The 21,046-nt window shown below is 40.2% G+C and carries 24 protein-coding genes and 1 pseudogene; 5 read left to right on the top strand and 20 right to left on the bottom strand.

Annotated features, from left to right (window positions below):
• Nucleotides 1-9 precede the first annotated feature (9 nt).
• From M3194_RS00120 to M3194_RS00095, 6 genes are all read right to left on the bottom strand, one after another.
• Nucleotides 10-975, bottom strand: coding sequence for an immunoglobulin-like domain-containing protein (locus M3194_RS00120; protein ID WP_251650977.1), 966 nt, complete (start codon nucleotides 973-975; stop codon nucleotides 10-12).
• Nucleotides 976-1,273: 298 nt separating this feature from the next.
• A complete protein-coding gene (locus M3194_RS00115) occupies nucleotides 1,274-2,623 on the bottom strand; it encodes an FtsW/RodA/SpoVE family cell cycle protein (RefSeq protein ID WP_251650976.1) in 1,350 nt (449 codons plus the stop codon).
• On the bottom strand, nucleotides 2,620-2,952 hold the full coding sequence (locus M3194_RS00110) for a PadR family transcriptional regulator (RefSeq protein ID WP_251650975.1): 333 nt from the start codon (nucleotides 2,950-2,952) through the stop codon (nucleotides 2,620-2,622). Before M3194_RS00110 ends, M3194_RS00115 begins: the two co-directional genes overlap by 4 nt.
• Nucleotides 2,953-3,199: 247 nt before the next feature.
• Complete coding sequence (locus M3194_RS00105; RefSeq protein WP_251650974.1) at nucleotides 3,200-3,415, bottom strand: hypothetical protein; 216 nt, start codon at nucleotides 3,413-3,415, stop codon at nucleotides 3,200-3,202.
• Nucleotides 3,416-3,492: 77 nt separating this feature from the next.
• On the bottom strand, nucleotides 3,493-3,858 hold the full coding sequence (locus M3194_RS00100) for a hypothetical protein (protein WP_251650973.1): 366 nt from the start codon (nucleotides 3,856-3,858) through the stop codon (nucleotides 3,493-3,495).
• 149 nt (nucleotides 3,859-4,007) lie between these two features.
• Nucleotides 4,008-4,592, bottom strand: coding sequence for a tyrosine-type recombinase/integrase (locus M3194_RS00095; RefSeq protein ID WP_251650972.1), 585 nt, complete (start codon nucleotides 4,590-4,592; stop codon nucleotides 4,008-4,010).
• Between the two features lie 260 nt (nucleotides 4,593-4,852).
• Between M3194_RS00095 and M3194_RS00090 the strand changes: the two genes are divergently transcribed.
• Nucleotides 4,853-5,374: an RNA polymerase sigma factor gene (locus tag M3194_RS00090; protein WP_251650971.1), complete on the top strand. Its 522-nt coding sequence runs from the start codon at nucleotides 4,853-4,855 to the stop codon at nucleotides 5,372-5,374.
• Nucleotides 5,374-6,288 carry a hypothetical protein gene (locus tag M3194_RS00085; protein WP_251650970.1) on the top strand — a complete coding sequence of 305 codons (915 nt, stop codon included), beginning with the start codon at nucleotides 5,374-5,376 and terminating at the stop codon, nucleotides 6,286-6,288. The genes M3194_RS00090 and M3194_RS00085 overlap by 1 nt, the downstream gene beginning before the upstream one ends.
• A gap of 285 nt (nucleotides 6,289-6,573) precedes the next feature.
• Here M3194_RS00085 and M3194_RS00080 read toward each other — a convergent pair whose 3' ends face one another.
• Nucleotides 6,574-6,912 (bottom strand): hypothetical protein, encoded by a 339-nt coding sequence (locus M3194_RS00080; RefSeq protein WP_251650969.1) that lies wholly within the window; start codon nucleotides 6,910-6,912, stop codon nucleotides 6,574-6,576.
• 988 nt (nucleotides 6,913-7,900) lie between these two features.
• Between M3194_RS00080 and M3194_RS00075 the strand changes: the two genes are divergently transcribed.
• Nucleotides 7,901-9,028: an IS110 family RNA-guided transposase gene (locus M3194_RS00075; RefSeq protein WP_251650968.1), complete on the top strand. Its 1,128-nt coding sequence runs from the start codon at nucleotides 7,901-7,903 to the stop codon at nucleotides 9,026-9,028.
• A 387-nt stretch (nucleotides 9,029-9,415) separates the two neighbouring features.
• On the opposite strand, the gene M3194_RS00070 is transcribed toward M3194_RS00075, so the two are convergent.
• From M3194_RS00070 to M3194_RS00050, 5 genes are all read right to left on the bottom strand, one after another.
• Complete coding sequence (locus M3194_RS00070) at nucleotides 9,416-9,835, bottom strand: VOC family protein (RefSeq protein ID WP_251650967.1); 420 nt, start codon at nucleotides 9,833-9,835, stop codon at nucleotides 9,416-9,418.
• 442 nt (nucleotides 9,836-10,277) lie between these two features.
• On the bottom strand, nucleotides 10,278-10,745 hold the full coding sequence (locus M3194_RS00065) for an Imm26 family immunity protein (RefSeq protein ID WP_251650966.1): 468 nt from the start codon (nucleotides 10,743-10,745) through the stop codon (nucleotides 10,278-10,280).
• A gap of 136 nt (nucleotides 10,746-10,881) precedes the next feature.
• On the bottom strand, nucleotides 10,882-11,178 hold the full coding sequence (locus M3194_RS00060) for a hypothetical protein (RefSeq protein ID WP_251650965.1): 297 nt from the start codon (nucleotides 11,176-11,178) through the stop codon (nucleotides 10,882-10,884).
• Nucleotides 11,179-11,379: 201 nt separating this feature from the next.
• Entirely contained in the window at nucleotides 11,380-11,889 is a 510-nt protein-coding gene (locus M3194_RS00055; protein WP_251650964.1) for an O-acetyl-ADP-ribose deacetylase, read from the bottom strand.
• A 329-nt stretch (nucleotides 11,890-12,218) separates the two neighbouring features.
• Nucleotides 12,219-12,704 (bottom strand): hypothetical protein, encoded by a 486-nt coding sequence (locus M3194_RS00050; protein ID WP_251650962.1) that lies wholly within the window; start codon nucleotides 12,702-12,704, stop codon nucleotides 12,219-12,221.
• 225 nt (nucleotides 12,705-12,929) lie between these two features.
• On the opposite strand from M3194_RS00050, the pseudogene M3194_RS31560 reads away from it, so the two are divergent.
• Nucleotides 12,930-13,046 (top strand): annotated as a pseudogene (locus M3194_RS31560) (hypothetical protein); the annotation flags it as partial.
• Between the two features lie 44 nt (nucleotides 13,047-13,090).
• On the opposite strand, the gene M3194_RS00045 reads toward M3194_RS31560, so the two are convergent.
• The 5 genes from M3194_RS00045 to M3194_RS00025 form a co-directional block, all read right to left on the bottom strand.
• A complete protein-coding gene (locus M3194_RS00045) occupies nucleotides 13,091-13,717 on the bottom strand; it encodes a hypothetical protein (RefSeq protein ID WP_251650961.1) in 627 nt (208 codons plus the stop codon).
• A 292-nt stretch (nucleotides 13,718-14,009) separates the two neighbouring features.
• Nucleotides 14,010-14,468 carry a hypothetical protein gene (locus M3194_RS00040; RefSeq protein ID WP_251650960.1) on the bottom strand — a complete coding sequence of 153 codons (459 nt, stop codon included), beginning with the start codon at nucleotides 14,466-14,468 and terminating at the stop codon, nucleotides 14,010-14,012.
• Nucleotides 14,469-14,667: 199 nt separating this feature from the next.
• Nucleotides 14,668-15,330, bottom strand: a complete 663-nt coding sequence (locus tag M3194_RS00035; RefSeq protein ID WP_251650959.1) for a 3'-5' exonuclease — start codon at nucleotides 15,328-15,330, stop codon at nucleotides 14,668-14,670.
• Nucleotides 15,331-15,693: 363 nt separating this feature from the next.
• Nucleotides 15,694-16,443: an isoprenyl transferase gene (locus tag M3194_RS00030; RefSeq protein ID WP_251650958.1), complete on the bottom strand. Its 750-nt coding sequence runs from the start codon at nucleotides 16,441-16,443 to the stop codon at nucleotides 15,694-15,696.
• 170 nt (nucleotides 16,444-16,613) lie between these two features.
• Nucleotides 16,614-17,210 carry a hypothetical protein gene (locus M3194_RS00025; RefSeq protein WP_251650956.1) on the bottom strand — a complete coding sequence of 199 codons (597 nt, stop codon included), beginning with the start codon at nucleotides 17,208-17,210 and terminating at the stop codon, nucleotides 16,614-16,616.
• 330 nt (nucleotides 17,211-17,540) lie between these two features.
• On the opposite strand from M3194_RS00025, the gene M3194_RS00020 reads away from it, so the two are divergent.
• On the top strand, nucleotides 17,541-18,743 hold the full coding sequence (locus M3194_RS00020) for an IS110 family RNA-guided transposase (RefSeq protein WP_251650955.1): 1,203 nt from the start codon (nucleotides 17,541-17,543) through the stop codon (nucleotides 18,741-18,743).
• Between the two features lie 206 nt (nucleotides 18,744-18,949).
• Here the strand turns inward: M3194_RS00020 and M3194_RS00015 are convergent, their stop codons facing one another.
• The 3 genes from M3194_RS00015 to M3194_RS00005 form a co-directional block, all read right to left on the bottom strand.
• The gene (locus M3194_RS00015) at nucleotides 18,950-19,474 is read right to left on the bottom strand and encodes a GNAT family N-acetyltransferase (protein WP_251650954.1); all 525 of its coding nucleotides are present in this window, start codon (nucleotides 19,472-19,474) and stop codon (nucleotides 18,950-18,952) included.
• A gap of 183 nt (nucleotides 19,475-19,657) precedes the next feature.
• Nucleotides 19,658-20,023, bottom strand: coding sequence for a DUF6547 family protein (locus M3194_RS00010; protein WP_251650953.1), 366 nt, complete (start codon nucleotides 20,021-20,023; stop codon nucleotides 19,658-19,660).
• A 142-nt stretch (nucleotides 20,024-20,165) separates the two neighbouring features.
• Nucleotides 20,166-20,834 carry a hypothetical protein gene (locus M3194_RS00005; RefSeq protein ID WP_251650952.1) on the bottom strand — a complete coding sequence of 223 codons (669 nt, stop codon included), beginning with the start codon at nucleotides 20,832-20,834 and terminating at the stop codon, nucleotides 20,166-20,168.
• Nucleotides 20,835-21,046: the final 212 nt, after the last annotated feature.

Genomic DNA, 21,046 nt, shown 5'->3' with positions numbered 1-21,046 from the left:
GCCGTTAGCTTAACCTTCTATTGTGAATTCTCCACTTAATGACTCAACATCGTAAGTGTTTTTCTTCACGGGAACAAGCACCGGGGAAATTACCCTATATTGCCCGATAGGAATGTCATTTGTATATTTACTAATATCGTAAATGCGTGTGATTTGAGTATGAGGCTCTAAGCTTATCTGTTCTTGCGAAAAACCAATTGCCACTTCACTATATACATCTTCCCATTTACCATTAATTTTCTTTTGAATATAAAAGCTCTGTTCACATAATAATTGTTTGTCTGTATTGTTTTTCAATATAAAAACAATTTGCTTCGTTTTAGAAGGATAATTTGATTCTTGTGGGGTCACCGTAACACCCTTCACTGATAATCGAGCAGTATCAGTATCTCTATGCGGTGATGAGTCATCATCTGATATCCCATTCCCAACCAATGGCTGAGAAAACTTCATTTCAATTATTTTGATGTTGTATTTATTCGACAATTCATCTTCATTGATTACCCCAGTGGCAAGTGGACTTGAAATACTTACACGACCAGGACTGTAATCTGTGTAATTCTTATACCCCAAATAATATTGGGGATTCCCTATGTCAAAAATAATACTCGTACCGCCTTGACCTTTAATGAAACCATCAAATAATTTAACTCCATATTGATAATCTTCAGTAAATAAAAATGATGCAAGCTTATTTCCATTGGCTAAGCGTGCTTCCCATTTAATGTGTTTTCCATTCCCTTCATCCCAACCAAAACCATTAAATTCACAAATCAAAGTATCTTCGATTACTTTCATTTCCCCATCAATCACATAAACTAAGCGAAATGGAAATTCACCATATGTGTTTTCGGGTTTCGGGGGATTTGGTTCCAATTGTCCAAATATAAATATAAACAACCAAGGCAATGTAAAAAAACCTACGATTGCAGTTACTAAAATTAATGGAATGGCTATAATAAGTTTTATTTTCAAATGATTCCCCTTCTCTATGCATCTCCTGTAAATACTTAGTCCAATATAACATGTTGATTCATCAGAGGAAATAACAACAGTTTTTTCCACTATCCTGCCCTTTACTTTAATAAAAGATCAGCAGCGGATCTCTAATCTGCTGCCGGTCTTTGTTTTAAACTAATGTTTCCCGTCGTTGTGTATTGAATGCTAATGTTACCCGCTAGCGTAATCACAACTTGCTGTTAATTCCATAATTATACCGGTCTGGAACAGACCAGATGTGTTTTGTCATATGTGCTTCGTTATGAGCGGGAGATCAGATTCCCACGGACTGCGTATCCGTACGCCTCAGCATATCTTTACGCCGGTAGGCGCCAAGCATCAGCCCAACCGCTCCTAGCTCGATAAGCGTGATGCTCGACCAATTCATGATCGGCATCTGCATGCCACCGAGGATGGGCATCAGACCAACGGACATCAGCAGACTCCACGCATATTGAAACCCAAGCACCGTTGTTAATCCGATGACAATCCCTTTTGCGTAACCATCTTGCAGCCGCATGCCCATCTTCGCGATGCGAAACAGGAACAGCAGAGATAATAAAGCGATAACGATGCCGAAAAGCCAGCCAAGGCTGTACACTAGGTAAGAATACGTCATTTCGCTTGTAATAAGAGGCAACCGCTTTGTGACTATACCAAACCCTTGTCCCCACAGGCCTCCGTCGTGAATCGCTTCCATCGAGCGGAGAGTATGAAATGAACTCATTTCGCTGCGATCGAGAAAAGTCGAATACCGTTCCCATAATCTCAACAACAAATCTTGATTATAAAACGACTGCAAGATTAACACCAGCGCACCCATGGAGCAGCAGGCTGCAAGTAAAAACCGCCATCTTCCCTTCATAAGCAACAGAACCGTTACGCCGACAAGATACGTCAGGAGATTCCCAAGCGCCGGAGCCGCAATGAAGAAACCTGAAGGCACGACCATGTAGACAGCAATGTCCTTAACCAGCTTTTTAAACCGCTCAATATCGTTCCCCTCAACAGGTCGCTTTAACGTATCTCGGTGTAGCATGCCTGCCGTAGCAGCGATTAGCAGATAAGGGGCAATCGCGCAAACATTGAGTGAGAATGCACCCACGTAAATCCACTGCTTAGCTCCGTTCACGCCCACACCCTGCCAATGCGGTGCGGCCATTATCGCCAGCGCTCCTCCATACAGGAAATTAGAGTAATCCAGCAACCTCTGGTAATTGACGAAATACAACCCGCCCATCACGCTTATTCCCGCCAACACGAACAACATTTTTCGCTCGATGCTAAGCTGCCCGTCCATCGCATAATACAGCGATAATAACGTTACCGCCCCGATCCCAAGCATGCCAACGACGAGTCCAATGACGATCCACTCCGGTTTTGGCTTATGCGTGGCGTCCAGTTGCCTGCCCACCGTATCCGGATCGCCCATCTGCCCAATGGCGGCTTCGATCGCCTCATTCTCTTCCATTCCTCCGTCCATTTTCTCGTAGACAATAGCCTCCAGATGATCGAGCATCTCCAGCCGAATGTCCTCATGCACGTTCTTAGCCCTGACCTGCGCGCACATCCGCTCGAGAAACGCTTGGACCACCGGACGCTGCTCCATTCCGCTGCCGCTCATGCGCTTCCCTCCCCGATTATCCGCGATACCGTGGAGCTGAACAGCGACCACTCCAGCTCTTTCTCTCCGAGCTGCCTGCGCCCTTCTTCCGTGATCTGGTAATACTTGCGCTTGCGTCCACCCTCCTCGTGCCAATAAGCGACGACAAGCCGTTCCACCTCAAGCGTATGCAGAATCGGGTATAGCGTCCCTTCCTTAAACGTGAACAGACCTTCCGATTTCTGCTCAATCAGCTTCATCATTTCATAGCCATACAAATCCTTACTGTCCAGCAACTTCAGAATCAGAATGACCGTGCTGCCCTTCATGAGCTCCTTATTGATTCTCATAGCTAGACTTCCTCCTCACCTATTGGTTATCTATGTATCGGTTATCTAGGTATAAGTATAATACTATTTCCATGCGTTTACAATCAACACAAAGAAGCCGCCCCACTGGCCTGCCGTTATCCTGCCAGTTCAACAAAGGCAGCCGTTCGTGGACCGGCTGCCTTCGTGGGTTTACTCAGCTATCGTTCTTTGGTAGTTTAACATCCAGTCAGTTTTTTTGTCATCTTTGCCGATATAATCGGCTGGATCAATGTCCTCCATCAGTCCCCATTCGATCATATCTGGCATTTCGAGTTAGCACTTTCTTGTTCAATAAATATTGCACACAATTGCCTTGCTGCTTTATGTGTTCATACCCGTTGTTTTTCAAAAAATTATAGACTTGGGATGATTCATCATTCCCACCTCCGCCGCATCCAGCAAGCAAAATCAAAATAACAAGCCTCAGCAGCATTTGTCTCATTGGTTACGATTCCTCTCCATCCATCTCCCTAAGATGAGAGTACCCTCGTTAGGGTAATCAATGACCAATACCTGGTATCACTTAGCCTTATCATGAAGATATTGATTTAGCTCAACCAAATTATCAGTTCGAAATATCTCTTTTTCTGTATCGAATATAATATAAACAGGAAATTCATGTATGTTTAAGGTCCTTAGCTCAACATCATTTGGTGTTCCGTTTTGATAATAACCAGATATTCTTTCTTTATTCTGATCAAATACTTGTTGAAGTTCAAGATCTTGTTCTTCATTGGTTCCTAATGCAACGAGATAATATTTACCTTCTTCTTTAGAATGCATGTATGAAAGGTTAAAGGATGGTGTAGGTGTTGGTTTAATACTTGTTTCACATCCCGATAGAACAATCATAAATAATAAACTTAATAAATAAAATCTCCTCATTAAGAACCCCCTTGTTTAATTGGAATCAACAGTTTATTAAACCAATATTTATGACGGTTTTATCTAACGAAAGTTTCTTTAATCTGCCCTTTAGTTGAGTAACCTCAACAACAATTTATTCATAAGCCTGCTGCTACTCAACCATGTGCCTAAAATAAGTGACGATATAACTCTCTTCTTCGCTCCCCACGTAGCTGGCCGTATATTTGAGTATCGGTAGTAAAGTAAACTTCCCTTTGTTTGGCACCCTTGCCATTGACAATAGCTGAGCAGTTTTCCCAATTCAGGTCCTCAATGTTTATTTTTTCTACCTCTCCTATTCGGCAGCCTGTACTATAAAGAAACTCAAGAAGTGCTCTTTCCCGGAGTGACTTACAAGAGATCTTAAGATGAATAACATATTCCTCCACAAGAAATTTCGGAATACGTTTATCCATTTTGGGCTCACATAATTTTAAAGAAGGATTGCTAGGCAGATAGGTTTCCTCAAATGCAAACCGAAAAAGAGAACGAATAAATCGAATGCGGTGTCCTAGGCTACTTGGCTTTAATCGATTAGACTGCTTAGCCAAATACTCCTTCAACAAATTTAAGGTCACTTCAGTAATATTCAGATCACCAAGCTCTTTAACTAATATTTTCAGTTGCAATCCATAAGCTCTCAAAGTATTCGTGCTAAATCCCTGAATACGTTTATCTGCCTCATACAATGACCATAGATCGCTTATAAGCATAAGAAAAACCTCCCATTAGAGCATCTAATACTAGTTTGCTTCTAATAGAAGGTTTTAGACATCTTTATTAAGCTAGAGTTTCCCGTTCCTACAGGGATTTAGTGAGTTCCTCAGGCGGTAGTAAGCTCTTCCTATTCTGCTGGTCGAACAGGAGCTCCCCGCTCATATTAATTTTCACTGTAATTTTGACACTTTTTCCATTTTACTTAGTCTATATCATATAAAGAGTTTGGGGGCGAATTCGATTGAAGGGCGAATATATGAAATATTTAGCCGAGATCAGTCTAGTCGACTTCCGGCGGGCGGTTGAGGATTACTCGGAGGTTGTGTGGAATTATGCGTATATTTTAACCCGCGACAGGCATCTGGCGGATGAAATCGCGCAGGACAGCTTCGTGAAGGCTTATCGTTCCTTTCAAACCTTCCGAGCAGAGGCTTCCATGAAAACCTGGCTACTCAAAATTACACGAAATACATGGCTCACCTACCGAAGGTCCGCTTTCATTCGAAAAGTCGTTTTAGCTCCATTCCTGCCCGATACTAGTTCAGTGCCATCGGCTGAGAATCAGTACATGAATAAGATTGCTGCCAGCGAGATGTGGGAGATCGTGTTGCAGCTTCCTGCCAAGTATCGGGAGATTCTGCTGTTGCATGCACATCATCAGCTCGATCTGCAGGAGATTGCTGAATCCCTGGGTATCTCGGAGAGCGCTTGTAAGACAAGGCTGCGAAGAGCCAAGCAGATGGCACTGAAAATCATGAATGAGAAAGGAGATTCGTGATGACCAACAAATCAGAAATTAATTGGGAACATATGCTAAAAGAGCCCCCTTCACGCGGTATGCTCAGTAATGAGATGTGGGATCATATCGAGCATAAGATCGAAGCAAGGAACGCTCCTTGGCTCGGCATGCGATGGAGAATTAGTGTCGCAGCACTGGCAGCCTTATGTGCCGCTATCCTTATCATTGGAACGCTGCTGAATCTGCCAAAAGAGTCTTGGAATTCAGCGATGGTTGGAGATCCGGTCTATGCAACGATTGAGCAAGAAGTGCTTAAAGAGATCTACAACAGCCCAGGTACTGAAATCATCCAAGATTACAGAGGACATACAGATAATTGGGTTGTCGTTTTTCTGGATTATCAAAAGGCAGGCGAAGATATACATACGCAGCGTATCTTCCTAAACTATATCGGCGAGGGGCCCGAGCCAAGTGGACGATTCAGTTATTATTACACAGGCGGAGATAGTATAGCTTCGGATATTACTGGCGCATATGATTGGGATCATGTCGTTGAAACAGGCTCTAGCGGACACAGCGCGGGAGATGAGCCGATCCCTTCCTCCATTAAAATAAGCATCAACTGGAATTGGCATACAGAAGAGCTTACGCTGCACAATCATCATCCTGACAAGGTTACCGATGTATTCGGAGCCGCCAGCTCGTGTGAAAGTCCGCCGCTGGAGGTTAGACTTTCAAGCGGCGCCTACTATAAACTCACCGACAAGAATGCTTTCGTCGAGCCCGGGATGAAGCTCGCATCGGTATCCTGTACCGAAGGGCTGTTCAAGCAAGATCTGGAGCCAGACAATACTTCCTTCACTGTATACGCTGCCAGTGATCAGCCTGACGGAAGCAAATCAATACTTCTTATTGGTAAATGGGGACGGGCGCTGTACACTGCGTTGAAGTAGAGTAGTTTACAACAATTACCTATATAGAGGAGTTTACTCATAAATTAGTCTTATAAGACCTCAGTTCATGTTACTTATCTAGTTTCCGTTGAAAAGATAAGGAGCAAACTACCCCTGAACTGCCCTCCTCGTCAAGTAGATAAATTAGTTAGGCGGTTTATGTCCTGAATTCTCAGACTGAGGCCGTCTAATTTGCCTGTAAGTAGTTTAGAACACAACAAAGCAGCCGAGTAATCAGCTGCTTTTGTGTTCTAAACTATCGTTCCCCGTCCCTCGATTTGTAATTCACTTTACTTTGGTCGGGAATAACTCCGAAAAAGTCGTATACCAATCAGATCGTTTGGATTTAATCAGTCCCAATGCTTCTTTTAAAGCAATCCCTGTCAGACTTCCTAATTGCTTAAAATCGATGATACTTCTTCTTATCCAAATATCTGCTAAAGATTCTCCTGCACTGGCTCTTATCATGTCATCGAATGAAGCTTCATTTGCTAATTTCATAAGAATATGGATCACATCATCGTCATCAAATTTGGATATATCCATAACGGCATCATCAATTTCGTCATCTCTTGATGTATCGTTATAAATAACCTCTATCAATTTTTCTTTGTCCGTCTTCACCGCCGTCACCCCTGACAAAATTATACCGCATTTCTAGTATAGGTTGGTTGCGCTAAACTGCCCTTTAGTTCAATAAAAGCAGCCGGTCTATAAAGACCGACTGCTGCCGTATTGTTGAGCTATAGTTTTCCGTTAGCGTAACTTGACTTCAATCTTCATCTTTTCTGTCCTTCAAAAAAACACCGGTTACCCCTAAGATTACACCAGCAAACACAAGGAAAACCTCATAATCTCCTCTAACAATCTCAGAAGTATTCAAGTACAATGCTACTACCACACACAGTATTCCTAGACATAACAACTTTAGACCATTCATTGTTTCACTCCTCCCAACAAAAACCTAATATCAAATAATTTGTAAGTCGACTTTTCCAAAATTTAGACGCGACGCTAGCCAACTTAGTTGCGTTAAACTGCCCTTTAGTTCAACAAAAACGCAGCCGAACGTAATGCGCCGGCTGCTGTCTTGTTGCTGAACTATCGTTTCTCAATAGCTTAACCTAAGGTTTTTAATTCAAGCGGAGTGCTGGGTCTGGTATTACAGTAAAAACACTCGCTCTTGCCGCAATTTGGAGTTACCCATTCATCACAATACACACAGAAGGTAGCATCATATTTATCGTAGTAAAAGAGCTCTTTACCACAAGACACGCAATAATTATCAGGCTCAGGAACCCCACCAATTCTAAAGTAATTGTCAATAATAATAAGCCTTTCCTTACGCACTATCTTTATTTTCAACCTACACCTCCGAAAAGTTATTTTAACTTATTTTACCACAATTATTGGAAGTATCCTGCCCTTTAGTTCAACAAAAAAGCAACCGGTCGTTGACGCCGGCTGCTGTCTCATTGTTACGCTATAGTTCCCTGTTAGTCATAATGAACGAGGCGGCCCCATTCGCTTAACGTAGGTTACGTTTGGTTAAAATGTGTAGTGGATTCTACTTAAAACACATGCAGAGCTACACTCGAAAGGAGCCGCTAATATGAAGGATTTCATAAAATTTGTTGGTTTAGACGTATCAAAAGATATCATTTCTGTTGCTGTCGCAGATACTGGTCGTGGTGAACCTCGTTTCCTAGGGAACTTTCCACACACACCTGAAGCCATGCGTAAACTCATGAAGAAGATTGGAACACCGGAGCAATTGCACGTCTGTTACGAAGCTGGACCAACGGGGTATGGTCTCTTCAGGTTTTTGTTATCGCTTGGAATTGACTGTGTTGTCGTTGCGCCAACACTCATTCCTAAGCGTGCTGGAGATCGTATCAAAACCGATCGAAGAGATGCCTTACGATTAGCACAACTTCTTCGAGCTGGAGAACTTACGCCTGTTTGGACCCCGGATGAAGATCATGAAGCGTTGAGGGATTTGGTTCGTGCTCGTCATGACGCAAAAGAAGACTTGCACCGTGCTCGCCTTCGCCTTGTCCAGTTTTTACTTCGTCATGACCTGCGTTCACCAAAGGGTACACGCAACTGGTCCGTCACACATCGAGAATGGCTGCATGGTCTTCGCTTTGAAAAATCTTCATTACGAATAGTATTCCAAGAATATCTTCATGCCATTGATGAAGTTGCGGATCGAATAAAGCGAATCGAAGCTGAAATCCATGAACAAGCAACATCCAGTACTCACGCCCCTGTTATTCAGGCTCTTCAAACAATGCGTGGCGTAGCAGAGGTAACCGCAACCACGTTAGTAGCGGAAATTGGGCAGTTCTCTCGCTTTTCAAGTCCCAGGCAGTTAATGTCGTATGCAGGGCTCGTTCCGAAAGAATATTCAAGTGGTGCTAGTCGTTGGCAGGGATCCATTACGAAGGTTGGGAATGCTCATATTCGTCATGTCATCGTAGAATCTGCTTGGTCCTATCGCCACTCTCCTTCTCTAAAAGGACAACTCCGCTCTCGCCAGGAAGGTCAGGATCCAGAAGCCAAGCGTATTGCCTGGAAAGCTCAACACCGTTTGCATCAGAAATATGAGGGCATTACTTCTCGGGGGAAAGCCGGGAAGCAAGCTGCTGTTGCTGTTGCCAGAGAACTCATCGGGTTCGTTTGGGCTATTGGATGTGCCATTGAGAAAAAGCAGTCGGAAACCATATTAATCGCTTAGTTTGTAAGGAATGCGCAAAACTACGGGGATTTGAAATCTTGGCTCGGGGGCAAACACCGGTAAGGAGAACCCTCATGTTAAGCTATGCACTAGGCAGGGATTTTTAGCCGAACGTGCGCCTTTAGTCCGAGGCAGCTCCGCGACGGATGGATTGAAATGCGGTACCCAACCCGCGCATATCAGACTGTTAACCACCGTCAACGCTTTGCCTTCGTGCCAAGATTTTAAAGCAATTCCCCATTATAAAATGATTTTAAATGATTTTTGAAAAAAAGGGGTATTGACCGCCTCGTTCATATCGAAAAAGGCAACCGATCTTAACACCGGCTGCCACATTGAGCTAATCGTAACATTTTATTATAGAAGTATGTTTAAATCCTGCCCTTCTTACTCCTGGGACATGGTACTCATGTCCATATAAGCAATTTCCCACAAGTGCCCATCTAGGTCCTCGAAACTTCTGACGTACATAAAGCCATGGTCTGCCGGTTCTTTGGACTCCTTGCCTCCGGCCGATAAAGCTTTGTCAGCCAGTTCATCTACATGTTCTCTGCTGTCTGCAGAGAGTGCAATAATTTTTCCAGCTGCGATAGAGACATCGGCAACCGGTTTATTGATAAAAGTCTGAAAATACGATTCTACGAGCAGTTGAACGAAAGTATTCTCGTTGATCACCATACATGCTGAATTTTCGTCTGAGAACTGTGAGTTAAACTCGAAGCCAATACTGCCGAAAAAATTCTTTGTACGATTCAAGTCTTTAACCGGTAAGTTTATATACGTATAATTCGATTTGTAAGAAGCCATGATTTCACCTCATTGATAATAAATTTTAATACATCAACTATTCTTAGTTCCTCATAAGGATAAGATTCGTTTCGCCAGTGCACTGAACGATTAATAAAATGTTGTTATTCCTGATCAGCAAGGTCATTGTATGTTATTAGTCAACATTTATCAATATGGTTTTCTCTATTAAAATGATAGATGAAATAAATTAAGAAAAGTTGTTAGACATCTACGTTAGTACAATGCCAACAAGTCAAATGGACGCTTATCCTTTTGATAAATCCGTTAAACATAAAAAGAGTTATCAACAGTTATGTTGCGTTAAACTGCCCGTTAGTTGAGAAAAACGGCAGCTCATCATGTGTGAGCTGCCGTAGGCCTTTATTGAGCTAATGTTCTCCGTTAACTTAAATCGCTTAATGCACCTGGCTTAAACAACGCATATCTATTGATTTATTTTTCAATATTTATAGATTAAGTCGTCATAATACGAATCCCATTCTCCGGTAACGAACTTAGCTTTGACTGCCTCCTCTAAACATACAGGTGACCAAGATTCAAAATCTTTTATTTCTTTAATCTCACTTGAGCTAGGGTACTCATTAATTACTTCTCCCTTATAGTTTACCAAGTTATATCCATTTTCTGTATCCGCTTTATAAAGTGGGAAGTTAATTGTTGGTATCGTATCGTTTCCAATTACCTCCCAATGTCCATCCTCAATTCTAGAATTCACAGTTTGAATTATGAAAATAATGGGATTTGAAGTAATATAATTAGCAGCTGGATGCTCTTTAGTTACCAAGTCAAATACAACCATACAATCAGAGATACTTCCTTCAGCAACTACTTGCCCGTAACTATATCTTGCATGATCAAGCTTAATAGCAAATATATCCCCAATATTCACCTTTTTTTTGCGTGCCAAAGTCTGCCCCTCCCCCGCTAAAAGCCGAAGCTGAAAAATAAATGCCGCAATGTTGTTATGAACTATCGTTCCCAGTTAGCTCAATGAATGTTTCAATTTATATATCGTTGGAGAGCCCCACAACTTTGAAAGGAGATTATATATCCCTTGCTTTAAATTCTTTTAAAACCCTACCTTTGTAAGTTGCAGTACCATAAGTACGGACATTTATATTAGCGTATACATCTGGATCTGTAACATTTAATTCGATTGTCTCGTTATTCTCATTTACTGCATATACTCTTCGAGACATAAATGAATAATTAACTCCTTGAACTTTCTCTTCCTCTTTACTTAAAATGTAACAATTCATCTGGATAGGTTTAGACCCATAAAAAAACTTATAATGTAATAACATTATCAACAAGATCAAGATAACACCAAATATCACCATATCGTTCTCCCTCAATCATTAACGAATTCGATAACAATTTATGTGATATTACTTAAAATTTTTTTTGAATAACCTGATTCAAAGATGATAGGTAGCAATAGCAACTTCCATAATAAGGTACGTTATAAACGATTAAAGGTTGCCTTTTTATTCAAATAAAAGCGGCAGATGTTGAAATTGCCTTTCCGACATACACATATCTTAGGAATCTAATAGGTTATGATAGATGTCGTAGCTTTCTTCATCAAAGCACACGAAGATGATTTTCTCCAGTATTCTGCACTTATAAGACTTTATCACTTCAAGACTAAGCTCAGCGGCTAATCTTTTTGGAAAGCGATATATACCTGTTGAAATACATGGAAAAGAAATTACTTTAGCACCGTAATCATCGGCTATCTGTAGTGATTTTTTATAACAGTTCTTTAGCTTTTCCTCTTCTTCATTCTGTCCACCTATCCAAACAGGTCCGACAGTGTGGATGACTTTATTTGCAGGGAGCCTGCCTGCGGTTGTTATTACAGCATCACCTGTTTTACACTCCCCCTGCCTTGCCCTAATTTCTAGACATTCTGCTAGGATGGCTGGCCCACCAGCCCGGTGAATGGCACCATCTACCCCGCCCCCTCCAAGAAGGCTGGAGTTTGCAGCATTTACTATAATATCAACTGGAATTTTTGTTATATCGCCTTTAACGATAATTAGTTCCATAACCATCATCCCCTCTTATATATTTCTTTCGCAAAAAAACAACAGCAGTTACAATACTAGCTGCTGTCGTGTTGTTTTAAACTAATGTTCTTCGTTAGCGTAATCACATGCCGCTCATCGGTACATTTGAACAAACCACATCTTAAAACCGTGCTTCTCATAGAAACCAACGATTTTCTGCCATTGCTTACTTGCGGAATACACGTGGAACGAGTTATACCATTGCTTTCGGCTGATTGGAGCAGCTTATCAACCATCGCATGCCCGATACTGTCGCTCCGATTATTCCTTGAGGATTCCCCCCAAGGTCATCAATTATTTGATTAAGACTATAATTGGTCTTGTATTTGTATTGACTGATTAAACTTGTTAATAATAGGGGAAATACGTTGATAATAATTTTCCTTTGATTTCACTGCGATACATAATACTTGTGTTTCAACATTTTCAATAACATAAAATACATACTTTGCATTTACAACTGAATCTCCATCTTCTAAAACAATACATCTAAAAAGATTATCTAAAATTAATGCTCTTTGAATAGATTCAGTAGTTATTGTTCTGTACCAAAGTATCTTCTTAGATTCTATAAAAGCAGGTCTTGAGTGAGGAAATATCCATTCGTCACCAACATAATACTGATGTGATTGTAAATAACTCCTAGTTTCTTCCGATTCATACTTTAGATTTTCCTCAATTGTAGCGAACAAAATTATTTCATCCTGACTTAAAAATAAGGACAAGAATTGTGAAATTTCGACATTACCCAATCTATTAATATCTTTGAGATAATATATTCCTTCATAATTCATTAGCAATTAACACTCCTACATTTGGAAATAGATATGTTCATTCATTAGTTTGGTAGTACCTGGTTCATATTTTTGAAAATGGGTCGGATAGTAATAACAGTCTGGAGTTAGGCCCCGCTATATTCGCGTCAACTCTATTAACCCAGGCGGTACAGAAACATAGGGTTAACACGAACATAGTTTGATCGGTAATCCATACATTATTGACCTTGTCAATCGGCGCCACTTGGGCGGCTCGTTCAACCGGAAGATATAGGTCTCGTGACAACATTCATCGCATCAGAGGATGCAAGATGGCTGCCGGGCGAGGTTCTCCTCGTTTCAGGTGGCTTGCGTCCGTAAGTGTTACCTAACGGTTTTTAAACTATTGTTCCCAGATAGCTTAATCACCTATTGTGCCATGGCTCAGACTCCCAGATAGACTTTCGAGCGAGATACATTATATTCTCGTTCGTTTTATTAAACATTTCCTTTGGGCTACCTCTATACACATCAAACAAGTGTGTAGGCAATATAACTGCGTCAAATGCCCATATATTCTCTTGTATACCACAAACCAACGCTTCCCAAGGTCTTCCGTCTGTAGCTTCGTTTGTGAAATATACTCCACTTTCTTTAAAATGCTCCGAAAACTGTTCCATCAGTGTCCAAATTAAAGACTTGTGCTCATCCTTTAACTGCCCTGTACTACTATCAAATTGAATTTCCTCTGTCCAAAATAACAAACTAACTTCTAGCCATGGTTCTTGTAGTTCATTTATCACTTCTGGAGTCCATCCCATAACAAACGGTCGAATATGTAGTTGGTAGCTGTTATTATCAAATAGCTGAGTGTAATCTCCGCCACCAACATACATATTCCCATCGTCCGAGAATTCCCATTCCAGTTCAGTTGTGAAGTATTTAGAATCAAGTGCCAGAGAGTTTAACATATTTGAAAAATCCTTAATAACATCTTGAAAGTTATTTTGATTACACTTGAGATACGTTTGGATTTGGGAATATTCGGGCATAGGAACACTTCATTTCTAAGTAGTTTATAGCCATTATACTCCAACTTTTTAGTTCATCACCACGCTATCCTGCCCGTTACTTCAATGAGCATCAAAAAGGAGCTGGCCTCGTGGCAGCTCCCCCACTATCGTTTTCCGTTAGCGTAAAGATTGAATCAAACCAAGCAGGTGTTTGCGATGGTTTGATAGTAAGAAAAACCGCTCTCCTATAGTGTGAGCGGTTTTTCGGTTTTTCTACGGGTTCTTTGTGAATTAAAGCTTTCCCTATAGTTCGTATGTTGGGAAATTATTATTATTTAGAACTGAAGTTGTCTGAACCTGTTTCATGCTTAAATGCGATTACTTTCTTCGTATAGTTGAGACTTAATTTTCTACTTATACCGAACGCTCCTGGGTATTTGACGGTTATATGGATGTTGTATGATGATGTCCAGGTTATTGAGAACTGAACAAATTTAAAAGAAGGAACGGAAGAGTCTGAATTTAATTGATAAAGGGCTTCTTTTTCAACTAGTCCTATATTCTTGTCTATCCGCGCAAAATAGTACGGCAAACTATTCGACGATTGATTCACCTTAGTACGCTCAACATAGAATTGAACATCATATACGGCATTGTTTATCGCCGCTTCCATTTTGCTCTCCATGAGCTGGTCTTTTGAACGATTATACGACATCCAGCCAAACCAACCAACCGCGACGATAAAAATGAATAGGATGGTTACCACTTTCTTTATTGCGTTGTTTTTCATGTTACGTTAACTCCACCTACAGAACGGCATCATACATGAAATGCCTGAATTTTCTTAATCACTGCCAATTATCTCACAGTGCGAAATGTTTGTTCAGTAGTAATATTTAACTCTGCCCTTAGTTCAACTCTAAAGCAGCTGAGCGTAATACACCAGTTGCTTTAGAGTTGTTGAGCTATAGTTCTTACGTTACATTAATCTATGTTAACGGAGAAAGCTGTACTTTCTTAATAATAATTGGCTCGTCTATAATGACTTCATTAATGTTCCTAACTTTTAATTCTTCAAGTAACTTTATAAAAATTCTAGCTATCAATACACTATCACCCAAGGCATCATGTCTTTTGATGTCAGAATCATTTATATTATAAAAATCTATTAGGTAATTTGTAGTAATTCTCTCTTGAACCTCAGGATGCAAAAAAGAGAACAAAACTTTCGTATCTAATGCAACGTTATCAAACATTAGCAAATTATTACGTTGACATTCTTTATTTAATAGCGGGTAATCAAATTCATATCCAGCTTGAGTTACAAGCACGCAACCATTTATAAACTCAATAAACCTTTGATAAACGCTTGAAAAAACAGGCGCTCTTTTCATTTCATCATTCTTAATTCCAGTAAGTTTTTCAATTAATTGAGGTATTTGTTTAGGTGATTTCACAAGAGAGTTGAATGATTTATTTATTACAATTTGATTATTCTCAATAATTACTGCACCCATCTGCGTAATATGTTCTTCATCTTGATTGGGACCTGTAGCTTCTAAATCAAATGCACAATACCTTTTACTTAATAAATGACTTACGCTTAATCCTTCAATGGAGTATTCTGTATCCGAAATGTTTATTATTTTCATGGACTTCCCCCCAAATATTAATCCCCCAACAATATACCACATATTGTCACTAAACTGCCCTTTACTTCAACGGGAAACGGCAGCCGATCATCTGGCCGGCTGCCGTCGTGTTTGATTCAACTATCGTTCTTACGTTAATCATTTATATTTTATACTAAGAGTCGTTCAGAGATATTTATAAGTTTTGGAAGGAATAGATAGCTAAGATTGCTGTTGAAATAGTAACAAGTAAAAAAAATAAAAAAGTAAGGAGTAGAACTATCCAAATAGAAGCATTGCAAAAGTGTTTTAAGATTTTCAAAGGATCGCTTCCTTTTCCCTTTTCCGGATAAGCATTTAGTTCTTTGTGCAGTGTGAGGCAGTCTATAATGCCTGACCTCTCTTCATTCGATTCTGATAATCAAAGATAGCCGCATAAAGAAGCTCTTCATTAAAATCTGGCCACATTTCATCAGTGAACCAGAGTTCTGTATAGGCGGACTGCCAAAGTAAAAAATTACTCAGCCTTTTCTCACCGCTTGTTCTAATCAGCAAATCTGGAGATGGATTTTGTCTAGTATAGAGAAATTGTTCAAAGAGTTCTTCAGTAATTTCATCTGCTTTTTTTGTTTTTACAATTGACCTTACGGCTTGCAGTATATCGCTCTTACCTCCGTAGTTCATAGCAAAATAAACCTGAAGTCCAGTGTTCCCTTGAGTTAGATTGGAAACATTAATCATGGCTTGCTGGGTATCATTAGGAAATTTAGATGTATCTCCAATAAAAGATACTCTTATGTTATTTTCATTTAAATCTCGAATATTTGTCTCCTGTACAAATACACTTACCAAACTAATGATATATTCTACTTCTTCTTTAGGCCTTTTCCAGTTTTCAGTTGAAAAGGCATATAAGGTTAGAAATGCGATTCGATTTTTGTGACACATGCTTATCGTTTGACGCATTGTTTGCATCCCAGCATAATGCCCAGCGGACCTAGGTAATCCTTTGCGTTTTGCCCAACGCCCGTTTCCATCCATCATGATCGCGATATGTTTTGGAAAGTAGTTATTCCAATCTATTTTATTTTTAAGATCACGCTTACTTTGACGACTCAAATTAAACCACTTCATGCCAATCCTCCCTTAAAAGGCTTTAACTTATTAATCAACATAATACCACATATTGGAACTATCCTGCCCTTTAGTTCAACAAAAAAGCAACCGAGCATGTAAGCCGGCTGCTATCATATTGATCTCAACTAACGTACGTTCCTAGTTAGCTTAATCATATAATGGACAAGTTATTGTAAGGGTTTCCCATATGGTTTCAGGAATTCAAGCATTAACTTATTGGATAATGTCAAAGCTTCTTCACGTGTTGTTGCGGGGGCAGATAACATCTTTCCATTCTCAGCGTTCCATACACTTTGAGAAGCTCCATTTTCATATTCTGACTGTTGGTCAGGTGTTTTTAGAAGCAACGTGACTTGACTGAAATCTTTGTTTGCAAATATAATATGTGACTGGTAAATTCCAGGTTTTGTTCTGGATCCCTGCTCTCCATACTTGTCAAAAATACCGTAGGGGTAATTCATCACTCCCCAACCGTCGCTTGAAAAATGAATTGCCAGTTTCCTCTGGTCTTTCGGTACTGGAATCACTTCCCCGACTATCGTAATGTAACCCTTGAATACACGCTCACCTTTTAAGCTCTTATGTAACTTCCCCTTAATGACAACCGTAGCTGGCTCCCTTTCCGACTTTGCACCTTCGGAACCTAATTGATATTTAACGCCTATCAGTTCTAAATCAATGGTTCGGGGGTACTTTAGATATATTACCCAAGCTGCACCAATGATGAACACAATTAGGCTGAAAGATACGATCCACTTTTTCATCTGCAACGCACTCCCATAATCACATATATAATACTTATTCCAATATATACACTCATTATGGTCTGTAGTTGCGCTATCCTGCCCGTTCGTATTATGAGGTCACCAGTTCTTTCTGGTCGACCTCTTTTTTGTATGGTCGTAAGATAGCGGTAGCCGGGGATCGAACGTTTCTGCCCGTGGGACCTGGATTCCGAGAGCTATACTGTTCATCCCCCCTACTTGTTCAACCATGGTTAGGCTGGTTGGGACGTTGATCCCGGATCACATGCGATAGTGTGGAATGACAAGAAGGTTAGGGGTTGCCGGTGAAATTACTACAGGAGTGATGTCATGAATCCAGTCATTGGTTTGGATGTATCTAAGGGAGAGAGCCATTCGCAAGCATTTTTAGACCGTGGTGTACCTCATGGGAAGATCTTTAGATTTAATCATGATCTAGAGGGATTATCGTCTTTTCTTAGTTATGTTAGAACAGTGGAATTAGCTGCAGGAATGAGCCCTTGCATTGTAATGGAGGCAACAGGCCATTATCATAGCCCTGTTTTTCAGTTTCTGGATGAGCACCGTTATCTGTACATCGTCATTAATCCGTTAATCTCATATGAAGCCAAAAAAACGAATTTAAGACGGGTTAAGACAGATGCTGCTGATGCCTATCAACTTGGGGTGCTGTTCTATAAAGAAGAGTTTGAACCCATCAAAAAACGGGGTCAGCATCTCATGAATTTACGCTATCTCACTCGTCAGTATGAATCTCTAACAGGTATGTATGTTCAAGCGAAGTTGCAGTTCCAGGCTATTCTGGATCAGGTTTTCCCTATATACCATGGCGTGTTTGGGGATCTCTACTCGAAAGTTTCGCTTCGATTTTTATCCTTACACCCGACATCTAAAGAAGTTCTGGATATGACTGTAGAAGAGATTTCAGTAACAATCCAACGCCTAACAGGACGCGGTAGATCTACTTTATGGTGTTTGGAGCGCGCTCATATATTGTTAGCGGCAGCAAGGAGAAATCCCTTTAAGGAGACAGCTTTTCCAAGTCATCTGATCTCCCTGCAGTTGCTCATCAAATTGCTTCTTCAATACCAGGACCATCTAGCAGACCTTAATAAATCGATAGAGACCCTGGCTGAAGAGTTACTTGAATATGATTTAATCCAATCCATACCCGGTATCGGCACTAAAATCGCTGCAACAATTTGGGCTGAGATTGGGGAAATCGATCGGTTCGATCATGCTAAGAAGCTGGTGGCCTTTGCTGGTGTTGACCCCAGTGTGTTTGCTTCAGGTAAGTTTGTGGCAACCCAAAATAGGATCACCAAACATGGCTCCAGAAGGCTTCGTACAGCACTATATCAAGCTGTGAGATGTGGTATTCGTAGTAATAGAAACAAGAAGTTAAGAGCTTTCTACGATAAAAAACGTGCTGAAGGAAAACTGTTTAAAGTAGCCGTTATTGCTTGTGTAAACAAACTCATCCACTGGATTTTTGCCATTTTGACTTCGAAAGAAGCATTTCGGCTAGAGTAACTAGCATGGAATAGTAAAAGATGAAATATATTCCTGTGCCGAAAGGGACGGTTATTTGTCATACCCTTTTTTAAGTATATCATCTCTAGAAACGGCTATTAACATTTAAATATTGACAAGCTATTAGCTGGAATAGTTGTGAAAACGGCAGCTCATCATGTGATAAGCTGCCGTCGTGCTGTCCTGAACTTTCGTTCCCCGATAGTTTAATGAGTCAGAGCGTAATGAACTAAGTCTTCATAAACTCCAGATTTTAAAATTTGCTTAGGGAAGTTATCTTCGGATTTCATCCCTATTTTCTTCATTACGTTATATGATGCTGGATTTCTCGTCATTGCAGCTGCGAAAATACGTTTTAAGTTTAGGTCTGTAAAGCCAAAATTACATACTGATTGGGCTGCCTCTGTCGCATATCCTTGACCCCAATAAGGATGACCCACCCAATATCCTAACTCAGCCTGATTTTCACTTTTGGCAACACGTAAACTTACGCAACCAATTAGCACCTCATCTGTCTTCCTTACCATTGCAAAAGAATATATATCTCCATTATTGAATGCATTCCGAATACGTTCAATCCATGCTTCAGCTGCTCCATCAGGATATGGATGAGGAATAGAGAGCGTAGTCCGAGCAACTTCTTCATTTCCAGCTAATGATTGAACTGTTTTAGCATCCGATGGTTCAAACAATCTAAGAATTAATCGGTTAGTATCCAATCTCGGACCCATAATTTACCTCCTATAAAAAACAAGAATTTAACTTGGAAATATTCGCCAAGCATTTGAACTATCCTGCTCAACTGCTTATGAAAAAAAAGAGAGTAAAACAAAAAGAGCAGGATGCCGCGGTGGCAAACTGCTCCTGGATAGGCCCTCAACTAACGTTCCCAGTTAGTTCAACAAGTGACTGGGTTAATTATCCTGATCTGGCCAGGAATCCCCTTCTCTTCGGCATACCCAGTCATAATGCATACCGGATTCAAATGGTTCGGTTGCCATCTTAATGCCATTCTTGACGATTTCGAACCCTTCAAGATTGATCTGATCAGTCAAGTAGACAAGTACATCATGAATCCCGCCGTCTCGAGCCAATTGGGCAATTAATGCGACTACCTCTTTTTGTTCTTTCGTCAATTCACTCAAGACGTTATTGATCTTCTCATTCTCAACTGTTTTAGGCCAGCCATTACCCATTATCCGACGAGGATACACACTTGGGCGAAGTTCTACCAGATCATCAATGAATTCCTTATATATATCTAATGCTTGTTTCTCCATCTATTGGCCCCCAAATTCATTTTCCCAGCTCTGAAGCTATGTATTTATTGAGTTTCAACTAACGTTCCCAGACAGCGTAATAAACTTGGTAGGAACAATAGTTGAATGGCCCGAAGAGGGAACATGGTGCTGTCAGAAGTAATCAGACATCCTCGAATTCCACAGGATAATAATAGAAGAAGTTCAGACCATTATCAATTGAAGTGCCAGTATTATCTGCGTGTGAATGAGCTTGATAATTATGTTTTGATCGATTATCTATATTTTTAAATGAATCTGTCTGATAAGCGAGATGAATTAACATTTGTTTGTCAGCTGCAATTATTAAGTTCTTCCCATGAGCTTTTGTATTTAATGTCCTTTCGAGTTTCCAGTACTTCCATTCATCAATATGTTTCTGAATCAGTTGCTTATCTGGCACTACATTTATTGTTTGCGAAGGTAGATATTTAAGTGAAGATATAATTGTTTTAGCCTCCTTAACATCAACATGTGTGAACTGATAATTAAACAGGATTAGACTAAGATTGTATTCGCCTACCTTATACCATTCTTGTATTTCTGGAATGGCCATGATGGGGCTTTTATATGCTCTATTAGGAATTGGTACATAATATATTGTGTTTTCTTTATTGCTTTGAGCGGCTATTAAAAATAAATCTCGAATAAAAGTAAAACCATCAGCGTTGGCAAAAATTGCTCTTGAGGAAACAACTGGCTCAGCAAACCATATAAAATTAGGAATCTTCTCTGGAATAAGTATTGAATATAACTTCTTGTTAGATTCTATACTTCTAAATGAAAAATTCATTGGCGGCCTGCTTTCTTGATAAATATTAACTAATTATGTTTCATTGAACTCCCTCGGTACGATTCATTTTTCTCACGAATGCTCGCTTATTCGCAGGATTTCGCCCTTGCCAGAAAAGAGGAATAAAAGTAAGAGAGCCATTGTAGTAGACCAGAACAACATGAAGGCGTGATGAAATACAGGGAAGGTTATTCCCCCATATTATTCCATAT

This window comes from Paenibacillus glycanilyticus (genome assembly GCF_023715145.1).
Taxonomy (GTDB): domain Bacteria; phylum Bacillota; class Bacilli; order Paenibacillales; family Paenibacillaceae; genus Pristimantibacillus; species Pristimantibacillus glycanilyticus_A.
The sequence above is the reverse complement of the archived record's forward strand: the minus strand, read 5'-3'. Positions and strand labels throughout refer to the sequence as shown.